At 73.7% G+C, this 19,424-nt stretch carries 13 protein-coding genes; 7 read left to right on the top strand and 6 right to left on the bottom strand.

The features are described from left to right. Positions 1 to 96 precede the first annotated feature (96 nt). Positions 97 to 2,271 carry a glycoside hydrolase family 31 protein gene (locus IE251_RS16890; protein WP_373302018.1) on the bottom strand — a complete coding sequence of 725 codons (2,175 nt, stop codon included), beginning with the start codon at positions 2,269 to 2,271 and terminating at the stop codon, positions 97 to 99. Between the two features lie 812 nt (positions 2,272 to 3,083). Between IE251_RS16890 and IE251_RS16895 the strand changes: the two genes are divergently transcribed. Beyond that, the gene (locus IE251_RS16895; RefSeq protein ID WP_030788315.1) at positions 3,084 to 3,464 is read left to right on the top strand and encodes a hypothetical protein; all 381 of its coding nucleotides are present in this window, start codon (positions 3,084 to 3,086) and stop codon (positions 3,462 to 3,464) included. 25 nt (positions 3,465 to 3,489) lie between these two features. Here IE251_RS16895 and IE251_RS16900 read toward each other — a convergent pair whose 3' ends face one another. Next, the gene (locus tag IE251_RS16900) at positions 3,490 to 4,527 is read right to left on the bottom strand and encodes a Ppx/GppA family phosphatase (RefSeq protein WP_189753793.1); all 1,038 of its coding nucleotides are present in this window, start codon (positions 4,525 to 4,527) and stop codon (positions 3,490 to 3,492) included. Between the two features lie 30 nt (positions 4,528 to 4,557). Further along, positions 4,558 to 4,935, bottom strand: a complete 378-nt coding sequence (locus IE251_RS16905; protein ID WP_189753794.1) for a ribosomal protein L7/L12 — start codon at positions 4,933 to 4,935, stop codon at positions 4,558 to 4,560. Positions 4,936 to 5,057: 122 nt separating this feature from the next. On the opposite strand from IE251_RS16905, the gene IE251_RS16910 reads away from it, so the two are divergent. From IE251_RS16910 to IE251_RS16920, 3 genes are all read left to right on the top strand, one after another. Continuing rightward, positions 5,058 to 6,212, top strand: a complete 1,155-nt coding sequence (locus IE251_RS16910; RefSeq protein ID WP_189753795.1) for an FAD-dependent oxidoreductase — start codon at positions 5,058 to 5,060, stop codon at positions 6,210 to 6,212. Positions 6,213 to 6,326: 114 nt separating this feature from the next. Beyond that, complete coding sequence (locus IE251_RS16915; RefSeq protein WP_307784824.1) at positions 6,327 to 8,102, top strand: RICIN domain-containing protein; 1,776 nt, start codon at positions 6,327 to 6,329, stop codon at positions 8,100 to 8,102. Positions 8,103 to 8,242: 140 nt separating this feature from the next. Continuing rightward, entirely contained in the window at positions 8,243 to 10,783 is a 2,541-nt protein-coding gene (locus tag IE251_RS16920; protein WP_189753796.1) for a discoidin domain-containing protein, read from the top strand. 36 nt (positions 10,784 to 10,819) lie between these two features. On the opposite strand, the gene IE251_RS16925 is transcribed toward IE251_RS16920, so the two are convergent. Continuing rightward, on the bottom strand, positions 10,820 to 11,986 hold the full coding sequence (locus tag IE251_RS16925) for an amidohydrolase (RefSeq protein WP_189753797.1): 1,167 nt from the start codon (positions 11,984 to 11,986) through the stop codon (positions 10,820 to 10,822). Positions 11,987 to 12,126: 140 nt separating this feature from the next. Between IE251_RS16925 and IE251_RS16930 the strand changes: the two genes are divergently transcribed. From IE251_RS16930 to IE251_RS16940, 3 genes are all read left to right on the top strand, one after another. Further along, on the top strand, positions 12,127 to 13,590 hold the full coding sequence (locus tag IE251_RS16930; protein ID WP_189753798.1) for an aminotransferase class I/II-fold pyridoxal phosphate-dependent enzyme: 1,464 nt from the start codon (positions 12,127 to 12,129) through the stop codon (positions 13,588 to 13,590). Between the two features lie 436 nt (positions 13,591 to 14,026). Further along, positions 14,027 to 16,306 (top strand): catalase, encoded by a 2,280-nt coding sequence (locus IE251_RS16935; protein ID WP_189753799.1) that lies wholly within the window; start codon positions 14,027 to 14,029, stop codon positions 16,304 to 16,306. 116 nt (positions 16,307 to 16,422) lie between these two features. After that, complete coding sequence (locus IE251_RS16940; RefSeq protein ID WP_189753800.1) at positions 16,423 to 16,680, top strand: chaplin; 258 nt, start codon at positions 16,423 to 16,425, stop codon at positions 16,678 to 16,680. Between the two features lie 48 nt (positions 16,681 to 16,728). Here the strand turns inward: IE251_RS16940 and IE251_RS16945 are convergent, their stop codons facing one another. Next, positions 16,729 to 18,384 carry a PP2C family protein-serine/threonine phosphatase gene (locus IE251_RS16945; RefSeq protein WP_189753801.1) on the bottom strand — a complete coding sequence of 552 codons (1,656 nt, stop codon included), beginning with the start codon at positions 18,382 to 18,384 and terminating at the stop codon, positions 16,729 to 16,731. Then, positions 18,381 to 19,406, bottom strand: a complete 1,026-nt coding sequence (locus IE251_RS16950; protein WP_373302011.1) for a SpoIIE family protein phosphatase — start codon at positions 19,404 to 19,406, stop codon at positions 18,381 to 18,383. The genes IE251_RS16945 and IE251_RS16950 overlap by 4 nt, the downstream gene beginning before the upstream one ends. Positions 19,407 to 19,424: the final 18 nt, after the last annotated feature.

Below are 19,424 nucleotides of genomic sequence, written 5' to 3' on the forward strand. Positions count from 1 at the left end.
TTCGCACCAGTCGCGCAGGTCGGACGGTATGCCCGGGATGTCCGGGAGGGCGGGACCCGGTCAGCGGACCCCGCCCTCCTGGCTGTCGTGGTCACGTCACCGCGCGTCCGTCAGGCGCAAGGAGTAGCCGCGGTCGAGCGGCAGGCGGGCCGTGGTGACGGTCGTGACACGGGTGGCGGGGTCGTAGGACCAGGCGGAGCGCGGGAGCCGGCGGCCGTCCAGCAGGACCTGGGCGGGCGCGGTGCCGGCGCCGTGCACCGTGAACCGGTACGCCCGGGCGTCCACCTTGCCGGCGTAGGCACCCCGGCTCGCGCCCACGGTCACGGTCGTGCCCCGGCCGTCGGCGCGCACCGACACCTTCTGCGCGGCCGCGGCGCCCCGGGCGAAGTCCCGGGTCACGCCGTCGTCCTCGTACAGCGTGTAGTGGCTGGTGCCGTGCGCGGCCGGGTACAGGTCCCAGTCCAGCTCGTGCCGGTCGCGGGTCTGCCAACTGGTCGTCCCCTTCGGCCACATGGGGACGATCGCGCCCTCGCGCACGAACAGCGGCAGGGTGTCCAGCGGGGCGTGGTAGCCGTCGAGCGTGGTCGGCCCCCGATAGGTGCGCCCGGTCCAGTAGTCGGTCCAGGTGCCCTTCGGCAGATAGATGCCGTCGCGGGTGCCGGAGTCCTCGTAGACGGGCGCGACCAGGAAGTCCGGGCCGGAGAGGAACTCGTACTTCGCCCGCTCGCCCAGGGTGGCCGGGTCGTCGGGGTACTCCAGCCACAGCGGGCGCACCGCCCCCACGCCGGTCTTCGCCGCCTCGGCGGACAGTGTGTACATGTACGGCAGCAGCCGCTCCTTCAGCTGGAGGTACTTCCGGTTGACCGAGGTGTACGGCTCGCCGTCCCGCCACGGCTGCTGCTCGGCGGGCTTGCCGGTGGTGAGGTCGCTCGCCCAGCCGTCCATCGTCATGATGGCCGGCAGGAACGCCTTCCACTGCAGGTCGCGGGCGTACATCTTCGCGTCGTGGCGGTAGATGCTGCCGACGTCACCGGTGTTGTAGGCGATGCCGGACATCGTCGCGCCGGCGTACGTCGGGATCTGCCAGCGGATGTAGTCCCAGGACAGCTTCTGGTCGCCGCTCCACAGCACCCCGCAGCGCTGGGCACCCGCCCAGGACACCGGCAGCCAGACGAAGCCGCGGGCGTCGCTGTTGTCCTCGATGCCCTTCTTCGCGGCGTCGCAGGCGTCCAGCGCGAACTTGTAGCCGTTGCCGACCCAGGCCACGTCCAGCTTGGCCACCCGCTGGCCCGCCTTCACCTGGTCGGCGAGCTTGTCGATGCCGTTCTCGGTCCACAGGCCGAGCTGGGCGTGGTGGTCCTGAAGGCCCTTGGCGGTCTGCTCCAGGTTCTCGTACCCGCAGCCGTACCCGTCGTTGACCAGCATCCAGCCGAGCGGCATCCGGTGCTCCGTGTAGCCGTCGGCGATCTTCAGCGCGTCCAGGGTGTGCCGCTCGCCCCGGTTGGCGTTGTGCAGGTAGCAGTCGGAGTCGCCCGGTTCCAGGCCGTACACCGGTGGCATGAAGGGGCGGCCCGCCAACGCCGTGTACTTGCCGATGACTTGCTTGGCGTCACCCAGGAAGTAGTAGGCGTCGAACCGGCGTTCCTGCTGACCCGTCGTCACCGGCGAGCCGAAGGTGTACACGCCCGGCGCGAAGGTGTTGCGGAAGACGCCGTAGCCCGCGCTGGAGAGGTAGAACGGCTGGGAGTTGTTGTAGCCGCCCTCGTTCCAGTCGAAGCTGTTGGCCACGTACATCGTCCGGTCGCGGTGCGAGAAGCTGCCGTTCTGCTCGCCGCCGCCGAAGAACTGCTCGTCCGCGCCGCGCGCGAGGCTCTGCCGCATCCCGCCGGTCGACCAGCGCAGCGGCTTGTCCTCCTGCCAGATCCGGGTGCGGTCGTCTGGCCGGTACAGCCCGAACCGCAGCGGCTTCTTGTACACGCGCAGGACGGCCTGAGGGGAGCGGATGCCGTAGTAGTCGCCCGCGTCGAAGGACGAGGTGTCGCGCTGGAGCGCGGGCCGCCGACGCACGATGGCGGTGCCGGCCGGATCGCTCAGCGCGCCGGACGGGTCGGCCTGGAGCCGCAGTTGGCCATCTGTCAGGAAGTCGGCGCGCGCCGTCAGCCGGCCGGCCGCGATCGTGTAGCTGCCGTCGCCGCCGGAGAAGGACGTGAGGTCGCCGGCGTCCGTGGTCGCGGGCAGATAGGCGGTGCCGGTGAAGGAGCTGCCGTGCACGTCGTACGGCACCACGAGCACGTGGTACGTCCCCGACGCGCGCGGGATCACCGTGGCCTCGGGGTCGGCGGTGCCCGCGCTGGAGGCCACCTGCTTGCCGTGGTCGTCGTAGACGTACAGGTCGAAGTCGTCCGAGGGGCGCTCCCAGCCGATGGACAGCGGGACGCCGCCCTCGGGGTTGTCGTTCCAGTAGCCGTCCGGCACCGACACGGTGAGGTCGAAGCGGTGGCAGACCGTGCCGTCGGGGTCGGCGGCCTCGGCGGGGCACTTCTCGGGGCCGCCGCCGGTGCCCTTGGCGTAGACCGGGCCGCGCCAGCCGGCGCTGGCGTGGGCGGGGTCCAGTACGGCGCCGGAGGCGGTGGTCGCGGCCTCGGCGGGTGCCGGGCCGGACAGCACGGTCGCGGCCAGGGCGGTCGCCAGCCCCAGCGGAACCCAGGCCGGCCACGGCACACGATGTCGGAGTCTTCGCACGGCGGAACAGCTCCCCTCGCACCTTCGCGGATTGACTGTCCTGACTGACGTTGCTCACAAGCGCTTGAAACAAGCGTCAATCGAGCAACTTCACGCACGAAGCCTCGGGGTAGACGCAGGTACATGTCAATACCGGGGTGGGTGGGCAGGCGATACCGGGGTGGTCCCGGGCGGCGGCGCGTCCTGCCGGGCCGCCGTCTGCTGCATTGGCGGGACCCTGATCACCGGGTCGGGGGAGTGGGCCCGCGGCCGACGGGCCGGACCTCCGGGCCGGTGTGACGATCACAGCAAGGTGACACAGCGATTCCGGCCGTCACCACGGCCGGTGGGAGGACCACACGATGAACTCCGCTCTCAAGCGCCTGCTCGGCGCCGGCGCGGCGGTGGCCACGGGCGCCACCGTCCTGCTCGGCACCGGCGCCGGCACCGCCGAGGCCGCCGGCCGCGCCCACTGCGACCGCGCCGAACGCCCCATATGGAGTGAAGGGCCCAGCCGTAACGTGACCGCCCGCCACTGCGACGTGCCGGACCAGGACCACCGCTGGTACACCGTCGAGTTCGACACCCTCGTACAGCCCCACCAGAAGAACGACTACGTGGACGGAGGCGTCGAGCGGACCGGCACCCTGCACGACAGGAGCATCAGGTGCCTGGGCTACACCACCGACAAGGACACGGTGAACTGGTTCGGCTGCCTGCCCCGCCTGAAGCACGTCTCCTGACCAAGGGCGCCCGGGCCCGGGCCGGTCAGGCCGGGGGACCCGCGACGCCCAGCACCGCCGTCGCGGTCGGCGCACCGGCGCCGGCGCCGGGGGCGGTGGAGGCGACGGTGCCGGCGGTGGAGGTGACGTCCGTCCACCAGTCGGCGCCGTCCTCGGCACAGCGCAGCAGCACCCCCTCGCGGATCGCCCAGGGGCAGACCACGGCCCGGGGCAGGCCCATCAGCTTCAGCGCGGTGTGCCCCACCACCGCCCCCGCCAGGCTCTGCGCGGCGCGCGGCGCGGAGATCCCCGGCAGCCGGGCCCGCTCCGCGGCGGGCAGCGCGGCCAGCGCGCGCACCGCCTCGCGCAGGTCCCCGCAGGCCAACTCCCGCTCCACGAACGGGCCGTGACGCCCCGGCGGCGCCCCGCACAGCCGGGCCAGCTGCTGGAACGTACGGGAGGTGACGGCGACGGTACGCGGCCGCTCCCAGCGGATCCGCGCGGCCACGTCCCGCAGTTCATGGCGGACCCGGCGGCGCAGCTCCTTCAGCTCCTTCGGCCCGGGCGGGTCCTGGACGGTCAGGTACTCCCTGGTCAGCCGGCCCGCGCCGAGCGGCAGGGACGCCACGAAGCCGGGCATCCGGCCCCGCCCGAAGGCCACCTCCAGCGAGCCGCCGCCGATGTCGAGCAGCGCCAGCGGACCCGCCTTCCAGCCCAGCCAGCGGCGGGCCGCCAGGAAGGTCAGCTCGGCCTCCGTCTCCCCGGGCAGCGTGCACATGCGCACCCCGGTCCCGGACGCCACCCGGTGCAGCACCTCATGACGGTTCGGGGCGGTGCGGACCACCGTGGTCGCGAAGGCCAGCGGACCCGCCGCCTGCCAGCCGCGGGCCGTGGCGCTCGCCGCGCCCACCGCCTCGACCAGCCGCCGCACCGCCTCGTCCCCGATCGTGCCGTCCGGGCCCAGGTGTTCGGACAGGCGTAACTTCCACTTGACCGTGTGCACCGGCAGCGGCACACCCCCCTCCACGTCCGCGATCACCAGTCGCACCGTGTTCGACCCCGCGTCCACCACGCTCACCCGCATGGCCGGGACGTACCCGTTCCACCGGCGCGATCACCCCTCGCACGAGGGGCGTTCCGGAGCACGCACCCGCCGGGCCGCGCCTTCGGAGCGGCTCGCGCGGCAGTCCGCCGCGGACCAGTAGCGCGAGGCGCACGGACCGGGGGAGAGCGGGCGCCCGTCCGGCGGCAGGGTGCGCGCACACCAGCCGCACACCACGTCCGCGCCGGCCCCCGCCGCCCGCAGGGACGCGGCGGCCCGGACGGCGGTCTCGAACGGAACCTCCTCGACGACCGGCGCCGGAGCGGCGGACAGCAACAGCGCGCTCCGCCAGGCACTCAGCCCGGTGACGGCACGCAGGACCCCGATCACCTCCCGCCTGCCGTCCCCGGCCCAGCCGGTGAGCACCACCGCGAAATCCGGCTCCTCCACCCGACCCCTCCGCACCCCGCCGGCCCTGTCCGGATCCCGCCCCCGTCCGGCCACCGCTGCCCTTGGATGGACGGGCCACCACCGCCGCCCCGTCAGGACGGCGGGCGACCGGAGCGGATGCGATGAGGGTACTGGTGATCGGCGGCGGGATCGCGGGAACCGCGACCGCGCTGGGACTGCACAAGGCCGGGTTCGACGTCACCGTGTTCGAGGCCCACCCGGACACGGCCGAGGACCTCGGCGCCTTCCTGACCCTGGCGAGCAACGGCATGCGCGCCCTGGCCCAGCTGGACGCCGTGAACGCCGTCACGGCCGTCGGTTTTCCGCTGACTTCGCTGCGGCTGCTCGACAGCCGGGGCGCGCTGATGTCACACGCCCCGCTCGGCGAGGCGGACGACCCCGCCCTGCGCTACCGCTGTCTGCGCCGCGGCGAGCTGAACGCGGCCCTGCAGGGCGAGGCGGCACGGCGCGGCATCCCCCTGCACCACGGGGCCCGGCTGGTGTCCGTGGCGGACGGCCCCGACGGCGTCACCGCCCGCTTCGCCGACGGCACCACGGCCACCGGGGACCTGCTCGTCGGCGCCGACGGACTGCGCTCGACCGTGCGCCGGCTGCTGCTGCCCGGGGTGCGGCCTCGATATGCCGGCCAGCGGGTCTACTACGGCTACACCCGCACCGCGCCCGCCCCCGGCCCGGACGGCTCCATCACCATGGTCCGGGGCGGCGCGACCGCCTTCGGGTACGCGGTGTCCCCGGCGGGGGAGACGTACTGGTTCGCCCGCGAGAGCGGTGACCCGCTGCCCGCCGGGGCGCCCGCCGCGCCGTCGGCCGGCGCGCGCGAGCGGCTGCTGACGCTGCTGCGCGCGGACACCACGCCCGCCGCCGGCCTGGTCGAGTCCGCCGGCGACGCCATCCTGGTCACCAACGCCAGCGAGCTGCCGCCGGGCACGGCCTGGCACACCGGACGGGTCGTGCTCGCCGGCGACGCCGCGCACGCGGCCTCCCCGGCGACCGGGCAGGGCGCCTCGATGGCGCTGGAGGACGCCGTGGTCCTGGCCAAGGCGCTGCGGGACCTGCCCGATCCGGCCACCGCGTACGCCGCGTACGAACGGCACCGCCGGCCGCGGGCGGAGCGCAACATCACCGTCAGCGGCGCCCTGTCCCGGAACACCGCGGGCACCGTGACGGCGCGCCCGGCCGGACCCGACGAGCGTCTCCTCGGCCAACTCGCCTGGGACACCCCGCTGTCCGCCGTCCCGCCCGGACCGGGTGAGTGAACCGGGCCGCCGGCGCGCGAAAGTGCAAGAGGCGGGGGACGGGAGTCCATTGCCGCGGCGCGGCCGGGGCCGGATCGTTCCGTGCGACCGGCCCCGAGGCAACTAGGAGCTACCGTGCGACTGTCGATCCGAGCGGGCGGCGCCGTGGCCGCCGCCGTCGCCCTGGTCCTGGGCAGCGGCACCGCGTCCCCCGCCGACGCCCGCTACACCGTGACCGTGGGCACCCCTGTGCCGTTCCCGCATCCCACCGACACCCCCGCCACCGCGTTCACCGACCGCGACGGCACCTTCCACTACCAGCAGTCCGCCGCGCTGTACGGCGCCGACGACCCCCGGGTCTGGGACTTCTACACCGGCAAGGACTTCGACACCGCCGCCTTCGACCGGACCCTGAGCGAGGCGGCCGACCCGGCCAACCCCGCCGACCGCAACGACGACACCACCTGGCGGTGCGACAACAGCCCCACCGGGCGCGAGGCGACGTACGCGCCGGCCGGCTCCGGATACGCGCGGAAGAACTACTGCGACCTGTCCGGGATCTGGATCGACCCCGACACCGGCGACTGGTACGGCCTGGTGCACAACGAGTTCACCCCGCGCCCCTTCGGCGACGGACTGCACTACGACGCCATCGACTACGCCGTCTCCACCGACCGGGGCCGCACCTGGACCATCAAGGACCATGTGCTCACCTCGCCGTACAGCACCAGGCGCGGGGACACCACGGCCTTCCCGCACGAGACGTACTCCTACGGCGACGGCGACCAGCGCCTGTTCGCCGACACCTCCTCCGGCTACTTCTACGTCTATTACGGCTCGCGGATCGTCGACAAGAGCGGCGGCTGGAAGGCCTTCCACGAGCACGTGGCCCGCGCCCCCATCGCCGCGAAGATGGCCCCCGGCTCCTGGCGCAAGTGGTACGACGGCGCCTGGTCCCAGCCCGGCACCGGCGGCCGGGAGAGCAACATCGTCCCCGTCGACGCCGGGCACCCCACCGGCTACACCCCCGTCGGCGCCGAGTACGACCCGGCCAACACCGGCACCGCCGCCGAGCAGATCGCGGCCGGGAAAATGCCCCCGACCTCACCGCTGTTCGTGATGAACATCGCCTACGACGCCCACCTCGGCCGGTACATCGGCACCCCGCAGGCCGTCGACCAGAGCGGCCGCGCACCCCAGTACCTGTACGCCACCGACGACCTGGCCACCCAGAAGTGGCAGCTCATCGGTGACACCGGCGACTACACCACCGCCTCCTGGTACCGCTGGTTCCTGGATCCCGTGAGCCGCACCGGCTCCGCCGTGCTCGGCCGGACCTTCCGCGCCTACTGCTCCTTCGGCTGCTCCCACGGCTCCTCGGGCGAGTACGCCGACGTCACCGTGGACTCCGCCACGCCCGCCGCCCCGCCCGTGGACACCGGCCGCCGCTACCGCATCGCCGCCGGCAGCGGCCGGATCCTCGCCCAGGAGTCCGGCGGCTCCGCCGTCACCTCCCTCGGCCGGCCCACCGGCTCCGCCCGCGAGTCGTGGTCCTTCACCCCGACGGGAGACGGCGCCTTCACCATCGCCAACGCGGCGACCGGCCGCCTGCTGGGCGTGGACTCCGCGCGGACGGCGGGCCGGGCCTGGGGAGCACGGCCCACGGTGACCGCCGCCCCGGGCGGCGGGCCGGCCGTCGGACAGCAGTGGTTCCTGATCGCGAACTCCTCCGCGCCCGGCACCCACCGTCTGGTCAACCGCTACAGCGGGCTCGTCCTCGGCCTGTCCGCGACCCCCGGCCGGCTCGCCGAGACCACTGCGCCGCGCACCTGGACGGCCCCCGAGGGCTCCCCCGGCGACGGCCGCACCGCCGCCGAACAAACCCTGACGTTCACCCCGTCCGGGGCCTGACGTACGAGGGCCCTGGAGCCCCGGCTGACGAAGGAGGTGGTGTCCGAAGGCTTGTGGTCGGCTTGGTTCATCCCTTAAATCAAAACCTGAACTAAGCCGTGGGGCCGATGAGTCGGCCCCGCCACGTCTGGAGCCGCCCCATGAGATGGAGACCCCTGGGTGTCACGCTGGCCGCAACGGCCGCGCTGATCGCCCTGCCCACCGCCCACCCCTCGGCCGGAGCCGCCGAAATCCCCTTGTCCCAGGGGAAGTCGGCCACCGCGTCGTCCGTGGAGAACGCCGGCACCGCGGCCGGCAAGGCCGTCGACGGGGACAGCGGCACCCGCTGGTCCTCGGCCGCCGGCGACGACCAGTGGCTCCGGGTCGACCTGGGCGTCACCGCCTCGGTCACCCGGGTGGAACTCGACTGGGAGGCCGCCTACGGCAAGGACTACAAGGTCCAGATATCCGGGGACGGGACCACCTGGACCGACCTGAAGTCCGTCACCGGCTCCGACGGAGGCGCCGACACCCTCGACGTCTCCGGCCGGGGCCGCTACGTCCGGATGCTCGGCGTGCACCGGGCCACCCCGTACGGCTACTCCCTGTGGGAGTTCCGGGTGTACGGCAGCACGGACACCGGCCAGGCGGGCTGCGACAGCGGCAACGCGGCCAAGGGCAGGCCCGCCACCGCCTCCTCCACCGAGAACGCCGGCACCCCCGCCTCCGCCGCCTTTGACGGCGACACCGCCACCCGCTGGTCCAGCCAGGCCGCCGACCCGCAGTGGCTCCAGGTCGACCTCGGCGCCGTCAAGGACATCTGCAAGGTCGACCTGAACTGGGAGGCCGCCTACGCCAAGGACTTCCAGCTCCAGGCCTCCGCCGACGGGCAGAACTGGAGCACCCTCAAGTCCGTCACCGGCGCGACCGGCGGCACGGCCTCGTACGACGTCAGCGGCTCCGGCCGGTACGTACGGATCTACGGCACCGCGCGCGGCACCGGCTACGGCTACTCGCTGTGGGAGGCCGCCGTGCACACCGGCACCAGCGCTCTGCCGCCGGTCCAGGGCGGCGGCGACCTCGGCCCGAACGTCATCGTCGTCGACCCCTCCACGCCGAACCTCCAGCAGAAGTTCGACGACGTCTTCGCCCGGCAGGAGTCCGCCCAGTTCGGCACCGGCCGCTACCAGTTCCTGCTCAAGCCCGGCACGTACAACGGCATCAACGCCCAACTCGGCTTCTACACCTCGATCTCCGGCCTCGGACTGAACCCGGACGACACGCAGATCAACGGTGATGTCACGGTCGACGCCGGCTGGTTCAACGGCAACGCCACGCAGAACTTCTGGCGTTCGGCGGAGAACCTCGCCCTCAGCCCGTCCAACGGCACCGACCGGTGGGCGGTCGCGCAGGCCGCGCCCTTCCGCCGTATCCACGTCAAGGGCGGCCTCAACCTCGCGCCCAACGGCTACGGCTGGGCCTCCGGCGGCTACATCGCCGACTCGAAGATCGACGGCACCGTGGGCCCGTACTCCCAGCAGCAGTGGTACACCCGGGACAGCTCCGTCGGCGGCTGGACCAACGGCGTGTGGAACATGACCTTCTCCGGCGTCCAGGGCGCCCCCGCCACCAACTTCGACAGCGGCCCGTACACCACCCTGGACACCACCCCCGTCTCCCGCGAGAAGCCCTTCCTCTACCTGGACGGCTCCTCCTACAAGGTGTTCGTCCCGGCCAAGCGCACGAACGCCCGGGGCGTCTCCTGGCCCGCGAACGCCGGCACCTCGCTCCCGCTCGACCGGTTCTACGTGGTCAAGCCCGGCGCCACCGCCGCCACCATCAACGCGGCCCTCGCCCAGGGCCTCAACCTCCTGTTCACCCCGGGCGTCTACCACCTCGACCAGACCCTCGACGTCACCCGTCCCGACACCGTCGTCCTCGGCCTGGGCCTGGCCACCCTGGTACCGGACAACGGCGTCGACGCGATGCACGTCGCCGACGTCGACGGCGTACGGCTCGCCGGGTTCCTCATCGACGCGGGCCCGGTCAACTCCGACACCCTGCTGCGCATCGGCACCCCCGGCGCCGGCGCCGACCACTCGGCGAACCCCACCACCATGCAGGACGTGTTCATCCGCATCGGCGGCGCCGGACCCGGACTCGCCACCAACTCCGTCGTGGTCGACAGCGACGACGTCGTCATCGACCACACCTGGATCTGGCGCGCCGACCACGGCAGCGGCGTCGGCTGGGACACCAACCGCGCCGACTACGGGCTGCGCGTCAACGGCGACGACGTCCTGGCCACCGGCCTGTTCGTGGAGCACTTCAACAAGTACGACGTCTACTGGAGCGGGGAACGCGGCCGGACGATCTTCTTCCAGAACGAGAAGGCGTACGACGTCCCGAACGCCGCCGCCGTCACCCACGACGGCATCGTCGGCTACGCGGCCTACAAGGTCGCCGACTCCGTCACCACCCACGAGGCGTGGGGCCTGGGCAGCTACTGCAACTTCACGGCAGATCCGTCGATCGTCCAGACCCACGGCTTCCAGGTGCCCGTCACCGCGGGCATGAAGATGCACGACCTGATGGTGATCTCCCTCGGCGGCAAGGGCCAGTACGCCCACGTCGTCAACAGCACCGGCGCCCCCACCTCGGGCACCGACACCATTCCCTCCAAGGTGACGTCCTTCCCGTAGGACCCGTACGACACCGCCCGCGGGGCGCGCCAGGCCTCACCCGTCGGCCTGGCGCAGGTCCTCCCAGGCCCGGCCGCGCAAGCCCGCGTCGCCCAGTACGTCCGCCGCCGTGCAGGCCAGCGCCTCCACCACGGCGAGGAGTACCCGGCGCGCCCGCTGCGAGGCCGCGGCCTCGGCGAACTCCGGCGTGTGGTCCGAACCCCCGGCGCCCATGATCGCGACGAAGGGATGGATGGCGGGCACCCGCCCGCTGACGTTGCCGATGTCGGAGGAGCCCAGATAGACACCGGGAGCGGGCGCGGTGAGGGCGATCCCGGCCCGGTCCAGATGACCGGCGAACCGCTCGGACAGCGCCGGGCTGTCCCGGAAGTGCTCATAGCGCACGCTCGCCCGCTCCACGGTCACCACCGTGCCGGTCGCCCGGGCCACCCCCTCGGCGGCCGTGCCCAGCTGCCCGGCCAGCTCGTCCAGGGCGGCCGTGGTCAGCGCCCGCAGCCCGAACCGCCCCTCCGCGTACTCCGGGACGATGTTCGTGGCCGTGCCGCCCCGCGTGATGATGCCCTGCACATGGGAGCCCTCCGGCAGCCGGCGGCCGAGCGAGGACAACACGTTGAACAGCTCGATCAGCGCCGCCAGCGCGTCGATGCCCTCCGTCGGATTGCCCGTCGGGTGCGCGGCCCGGCCCCGGAAGGCGACCCGGTACTGCTCCTGCGCGGTGAGCGGGGCCCGCACCCAGTCGTACACCCCCGGGTGGAACATCAGGGCCGCGTCCACCCCGTCGAAGACGCCCGCCTCCACCTGAAGCGCCTTGCCGCCGCCGCCCTCCTCGGCCGGTGTGCCCACCGCGAGGACCGTGCCCTCGCCGCCGTCCCGCACGGCGTCGAGGACCAGGGCCGCCCCGAGGCCGGCCGCCGCGATCAGATTGTGCCCGCAGGCGTGGCCGAGCCCGGGCAGCGCGTCGTACTCCAGCGGGAAGGCCACCACCGGCCGCCCCCGCCCCGAGCGGGCCGTGAACGCCGTCGGCAGCCCCGCCACCTCGCGCCGCACCTCGAACCCCGCGCCCTCCAGCTCCCCCGAGAGCAGCGCCGCCGCCCGGTGCTCGTCGAACGCGGTCTCCGGGTCCGCGTGCAGCGCCGACGCCACGGACCACAGCGCGTCGGCGCGCCGCGCGACCTCCTCCCCGATCCGGCGGTACAGCGACACGAGACCTCCTCGGTGCGGCGGGTGTCCTTCGTGCCGGGCCGGGTTCCACCCGGACGGCTCCCGACACCGGGCCGCCGGGTTTGGGGCGCCCCACCGGTGCAACACGGTGGGGGCGGAACCGAACAGTTCAGGAGGCAGTCATGGACCACTCCCGCGTACCCGTGCTGGAGGCTCTGCAGGAGTTCCGGCGACGAGGGGACGTGGTGTTCGGGCCGCCCGGGCACAAACAGGGCCGGGGAACCGATCCACGGGTGGCCGACGTCCTCGGACTGGACGTGTTCCGCTCGGACGTGCTCACCCTCAACGGGCTGGACGACCGCCGCCAGTCCCAGGGCGTGCTGGAGCAGGCGCAGGAACTGATGGCCGACGCGGTCGGCGCCGACCACGCGTTCTTCTCCACCTGCGGCAGCTCCCTGTCCGTGAAGACCGCCATGCTCGCGGTCGCCGGACCGGGGGAGAAGCTGCTGCTGTCCCGCAACGCCCACAAGTCGGTCATCGCCGCGGTGATCATCAACGGGGTGGAGCCCATCTGGGTGCACCCCAAGTTCGACGGCGAACGGCACATGGCCCATCCGCCGGAGGCCGACGACGTCCGCGACCGGCTGCGCGAGCACCCCGACGCCAAGGGCATGCTGCTGATCACCCCCACCGACTGGGGCACCTGCGCCGACGTGCGGGCGGTCGCCGACGTCTGTCACGCCGCCGACGTCCCGCTCATCGTGGACGAGGCGTGGGGCGCCCATCTGCCCTTCCACTCCGGCCTGCCCGTGTGGGGCATGGACGCGGGCGCCGACCTGGTCGTCACCAGCGTGCACAAGATGGGCGGCGCCATCGAGCAGAGCTCGGTCTTCCACCTCCAGGGCGACCGGGTCTCGCCGACCGTGCTCAAGCAGCGCGAGGACCTGCTCGGCACCACCAGCGCCTCCTGCCTGGTCTACGCCGCCCTCGACGGCTGGCGGCGGCAGATGGTCGAGCAGGGGCACGACCTGCTGGACGCGGCGCTGCACCGCGCCGAACGCGTCCGGGCCCAGCTGCGGGAACTGCCCGGGCTGCGGGTGATGGGCGGCGAGATCATCGACGAGGGGCTGGCCGCCGAGTTCGACCCGCTGAAGATCGTCGTCGACGTACGGGGTCTCGGCATCAGCGGCATGCAGGCGACCGAGTGGCTGCGCACGAACCGCCACATCGACATGGGCGGCTCGGACACCTGCCGGATCAGCGCCTCCATCACCCACTCCGACGACGAGCAGACCGAGAAGCTGTTGGTGGAGTCCGTGCGTTCGCTGGTGGAGCGGGCGGACGACATCGAGCGGCGCCCGGCCGTGCACCTGCCCGAGCCGCGCGCCCTGGAACTGGAACAGGCGGTCCTGCCCCGGGACGCCTTCTTCGGCCCCGCCGAACAGGTGCCCGCCGAGCGGGCCGTGGGCCGGATCGCCGCCGAGACGCTCAGCCCCTACCCGCCGGGCGTGCCGGTCGTGGCACCCGGCGAGGTCATCACCGCGGAGATCGTGGACTACCTGCGCAGCGGCATCGCCCACGGCTTCCTCGTCCCGGACGCGGCGGACTCCTCCCTGGACACCTTCCGCGTCGTCGCCCGCCCCTGACCGGCCGGGCCCCGCACACCGTTCGAACTGCGCCACTCCGGCTCAGCGCCTAGGGTGGCGGTGCGGGCGGCCGGGCACCGGCGGCCTGCCCCGGGTCAAGAAGCCGGCCCTGCTGACGGACACGTCCGCGGCAGGGGGCTGTGGCCCTGCCGACGGTCCCCGGGCCGGACCAGCGCGTCCGGCGGGCCCGCCGTCCCGGCAACTCGATACGAGACGGCCCGACTTCACCCCGACCGGGAACTCCCCGAGTTCCCGGTTTCGGACGCCCCGGCCCGGGGACCTCGGTACGAGGCCACCATCGGCCCCCCCTCCGCCCGGGACCCACCCGACGCGAGCCGTGGTGCCGACCGCCCGCCCCCGGCGGGGCGACCATGCGGCGGACACCCGCTCGTTCGTGCCGGGCCCGCCCCCGTGACCAGCGAAGGAATTGCCACTGATGAGCGAGACGAACCCCCTGAAGCGAGCCGCGGACAAGGTGGCGGACGCCCTCCAGGGAGGACCCCAGGGCCCCGAGGACGGCATCCCGGGCAAGCCGGGCCCCCGGACGCCGCCGGTCGCCGAGCCGACCGATCCCCACGAGCCCTTCCCGCCCAAGCCCGACCAGACCGGCCCCGACACCGTCTCCCCGACCGGACAGCCCACCGGCGCCGACCAGGCCCGGATGGCGCAGAGCGGCAGCTATCTGACCAACGCCCAGGGCACCCGGCTGTACGACACCGACCACTCCCTCAAGGCCGGACCCCGCGGCCCGGTGCTCCTGCAGGACCACCACCTGCGGGAGAAGGTCATGCACTTCGACCACGAGCGCATCCCCGAGCGCGTGGTCCACGCCCGCGGCGCCGGGGCGCACGGCGTGTTCCGCAGCTACGGCACCGCGGCCAACGTGACGAAGGCGGCCTTCCTCGCCGAGGACGTCGAGACACCGGTGTTCGTCCGCTTCTCCACCGTGCTCGGCTCCCGGGGCTCCTCCGACACCGTCCGCGACACCCGCGGTTTCGCGACCAAGTTCTACACCAGCGAGGGCGTCTTCGACCTGGTCGGCAACAACATCCCGGTGTTCTTCATCCAGGACGCCATCAAGTTCCCGGACGTCATCCACGCCGGCAAACCGCACCCCGACCGGGAGATCCCGCAGGCACAGAGCGCCCACGACACCTTCTGGGACTTCGTCACCCTGCACACCGAGGCCACCCACCACACCCTGTGGAACATGTCCGACCGGGGCATCCCGCGTTCGTACCGCACCATGGAGGGCTTCGGCGTCCACACCTTCCGCCTGGTCAACGCCGCCGGCGAGACCACACTGGTGAAGTTCCACTGGAAGCCGAAGCTGGGCGTGCACTCCCTGGTGTGGGAGGAGGCGCAGATCATCAACGGCGTCGACCCCGACTTCCACCGCCGGGACCTCGCCGACGCCATCGAGGCGGGCGCCTACCCCCAGTGGGAGTTCGGCATCCAGACCTTCCCCGACACCCCCGACCAGACCTTCGAGGGCATCGACCTGCTGGACCCGACCAACATCGTCCCCGAGGAACTGGCCCCCGTGCAGCCGATCGGGCTGCTCACCCTCGACCGCAACCCGTCCAACTTCTTCGCCGAGACCGAACAGGTCGCCTTCCACGTGGGCCACCTCGTCCCCGGCATCGACATCACCGACGACCCGCTGCTCGCCGGCCGGCTCTTCTCCTACCTGGACACCCAGATCACCCGCCTGGCCGGTCCCAACTTCCCGCAGATCCCGATCAACCGGCCGCACGCACCGGTCAACGACATGCTCCGCGACGGCTTCCACCAGACGGCCGTCCACCGGGGCGTGGCCCCCTACCGGCCCAACTCCCTCGACGGCGGCTGCCCGTTCACCGCCGGCGCGGACCTGGGCGCGTACGTCGAGACGCCCGTACGGGTCCCCGAGGCGACCAAGGTCCGCGAGGCGCCCGAGTCCTTCAACGACCACTTCAGCCAGCCGCGCCGGTTCTGGCTGAGCATGAGCCCGCCCGAGCGCGAGCACATCATCGGCGCCTACACCTTCGAACTCGGCAAGTGCTACGAAGTGGCCATCCGGGAACGGGCGTTGCAGGTCCTGGCCAACATCGACCCGGAGCTGTGCGCGGGCGTCGCGGCCGGCCTCGGCCTGCCCGCGCCCGAACCCACCGTGCCCCTCGCCGACGTCCAGCCCAGCCCCGCCCTCTCCCAGGTCGGGCACACCTGGCCCACCGACGGCCGGATCATCGGCATCCTCACCGGACCCGACGGCGACCTCGACGGCGTACGGGCCGTCCGGCAGGCGGTCCTCGACGGCGGCATGGTCCCGCTGATCGTGGCACCGGTCGGCGGCACCCTCGGCGACGGCGCCGACGCCCTGACCGTCCAGCGGACCTACGCCACCGCGCGCTCCGTGGAGTTCGACGCGGTGCTGGTGGCGGGCACCCCCGGGGTGGGCGCCGACGCCTACGGAGCCCGGGACGCCAAGGCCGGCCAGCCCACCGCGGGGTTCGCCACCCCCGACCCGCGGGTGGGGCTGCTGCTGGGCGAGGCGTTCCGGCACGGCAAGGCCATCGGCGCGGCCAAGGGCGGCGAGGCGGCCCTGGAGGCGGCCGGCATCCCGCTGGACGCGCCCGGTGTGATCGCCGGGGACACCGCCACCGGCGTGCTCGCGGAGCTCACCCGGCTGCTCGGCGCGCACCGGGTCTGGGAACGCTTCCCGTCCGCCGCCTGAGCGGCCGGACGGGGGAATGTCGCGGCGGGGCTGCCCGGACGGCGTAGCAGCGGAGGCGAACGGCACGTCCCCCGGGTGTGATGGAGGCGACCCGACGTCAACCTGTGAGGCAGAACATGCGTCTTCGCTCCTTGGCCACCACGACCGTCATCACCGCAGCCCTCGCCCTGGCCGGCACGGCCAACGCCTTCGCCTCCGACGGCGGGGGCGGGGGCGGCGCGTCCGCAGTCGGCGTCGCCGCCAACAGCCCCGGCATCCTGTCCGGCAACGTCATCCAGGTGCCGATCAACCTCCAGGCCAACGTCTGCGGCAACACCATCGACATCATCGGCCTGCTGAACCCGGCTGCCGGCAACATCTGCGTCAACAAGTGACCCGCGCCGTGCGCCGGCCCCCGCGACCGGGGGCCGGCGCACGGCCGTTCACCCAGTGGTGGTGCGGCACAGCAACAGGCAGATGTCGTCGTCGTGTTCGGAGTCGTGCAGCATCGGTTTGAGCAGCGCGTCCGCCGCCGTGTCCAGCTCCGCCAGCTCCGCCGCGCCGAGCACCTGCACGGCCCGGGCGAGCCGGTCGATGCCCACGTCGATCCCGGCGGTCCGCCGCTCCACCAGTCCGTCCGTGTACAGCGCGAGGACGGACCCGGCCGGCAGCTCGACGGTGTGCTCCTCGTACTCGTACGGCAGCGGCACCCCCAGCATGATCCCCGGCTTCGCGTCCAGCACCCGTACCTCGCCCTGGGGGCCGCGGGCGACGGCCGGCGGATGCCCCGCGGCCGCCCACACCACCTCCGGCTCCCCGGGCGTGAACCGGGCGATGGCACAGGTCGCGTACAGCTCCGGCTGCTGATGGCGGAGCATCCGGTGCAGCAGCGTGAGGATCCGCGCCGGGCCGTTGCCCTCCACGGCGTAGGCGCGCAGCGCGGTGCGCAACTGGCCCATGATGACCGCCGCCCGCAGCCCGTGCCCGGTGACGTCGCCTATCACCGCCAGCACACTGCCGTCCGGCTGGGAGAAGGCGTCGTACCAGTCGCCGCCGATGTTCAGGCCGTGCGTCGCCGGCAGATAACGCGCGGCCAGGTCCAGGCCCGGCACGGTGGGCAGCTTCGTCAGCTGCGCGCGTTGCAGCGCCTCGGCGACATCCCGGTGCTGCTCGTACTGGCGGGCGTTCTCCAGCGCGATGCCCGCCCGCCGGGCCAGCTCCAGCAGCATCACGGTGGTGTCCGGGTCGAAGCGGTCGCCCGGCGCGGCCAGCGTCAGCACCCCCTGCACGGTGCGCCCGCCCAGCGGCAGGCACAGCAGCGGCCGGTCGGGGGAGAGCGCCGAGGCCGGCAGGTCGTCCACGCCGGGCAGCCCCCCGGGATGGGGGCCCGCGTGCTGGGGACGGCCGGTGCGCGCCGCCGTCACCGTGGCCGCCGCCCGGTCGCCCGGCGGGGTCCGCTCGTCGTCCACCAGCCATACGTCGACGTGCCGGGCGTACTCCGGCACCAGCAGCTCCGGCAGCCGGCGCAGGATGTCCTCGTGGTCCAGGGAGGCGTGCAGCACCGCGCTGGCGTCGGTCAGGAAGGTCAGCAGCCGACGGGCGTTCTCCGCCTCGGCGCGGGCCGCCCGCTCGGCGTCCAGGAGGTCGCGCTGGGCCAGCGCCGCCGCCTCCAGCTCGGCGTGCAGCGCCAGCACACCCTGGTTGGTCTGGTGCAGCTCCTCCCGGTGCAGCCGCAGCAGCTCCTCCGTCTCGGTGAGGCTCGTCAGCACCGCCGCGGTGTCCTCGTCGGCGCTCAGCAGCGCCTCGGCGAGCGGGGCGTCCTGCGGGCCGGGCACCGCGCCGGGGCGGAGGAGCGTGTGCCGCCAGGGTTCCGGGCCGCCCAGGGCGATCCCCAGCCGGCCGTCCGGGCCGGCGGTCACGGCCAGCTCGCAGCCGCCCGCGGCCAGGGCGCGCCGCAGCCGCACCCCGAGCGCGCTGAGAAAACGGGCGCGGTCGAGCGCGGGCACCCCGGCGTCCGCGAGGAGCCGCGCCAGCCGGGCACGGGCGCGGGCCGCGTCGGCGGCGGAGGCGATGGTCCAGGTGTCGCGGGCGGCTGTCATGGGGCGGTGGTCCGGCGGTCGGGGGCCAGTACGGCCACGCTGGTGTCGTCGCGAACGGGGCGGGCGGGGCTGCCTGCGTCGCGCAGGATCGCCGCGGCCACCACCGACGGGTCGTGGGCGAGCAGCCCGGGGTCCTCCGGGGGCGTCCACCGGCTGGGCAGCCCGTCGCTGTGCACCACGAGCAGGCTGTCCTGGTGCCACGGCAGCCGGCGCACCGGGACCTGCGCCGGGAAGTACGCCCCGACGATCCCCGGATGGGACACCAGGGACGTCCAGGACTCCCCGCTGCGCACCCGGGCGCTCACATTGCCGACCCCGGCGAAGCTGAGCTCCGCCCGGTCGGTGTCCACCTGTGCCACCGTCACCGCCGCACCCCGGGTGGGCCGCAGCGCCGTGTGCAGCCGGCGCAGGATGTCCGCGGGCGGCAGATGCCCGGCGCGGCGCAGCTCCGCGACGGCCGCGCCGGAGGCGTGCGCGGCCTTCGGTCCGTGCCCGAGACCGTCCGCGAGCAGCAGCGTCAGCAGCCGCCCGGAGCGCACCCAGCCCCAGGCGTCACCGCACTGCGGGTCCTGGCCCAGGGAGACCGTGATCCCGCCCGCGGGCAGCCGTGCCGGGGGCGCCCAGCGCTCGCCGGGCTCGGGGTCGATCCGGGCCGCCGCGACCGTGCCCCGGCCGGGCCGGCTGTACAGGTGGAAGGCGTTGGCGCTGCGCCGGCAGCTGCCCAGGCCCGCGCCGAGCGAGCCGTCGGCGGTGGAGTAGCCGTCGCGCAGGGCGGCGTCCACGTCGGCGATGCCCGGCCCGTGGTCCAGCGAGTACAGCTGGACCGACGGGCCCGTGCCGCCGTCCGGGGGCTCCACCAGGTTCACCACCATCAGGCCGCCGCCGGCGTGCTTGAGCAGATTGGTGGCCAGCTCGGTGGCGACCAGCTCCGCCGCCGCCGTACGCGCGGGGGCCAGCCCCGAGTCGTCGCACGCCTCCCGGGCCGCCATCCGGGCGTCCCGCACCCGGGTGGAGTCGTGCACCGGGATCTCCCACACCCG

Source organism: Streptomyces eurythermus (assembly GCF_014649115.1).
Taxonomy (GTDB): domain Bacteria; phylum Actinomycetota; class Actinomycetes; order Streptomycetales; family Streptomycetaceae; genus Streptomyces; species Streptomyces eurythermus.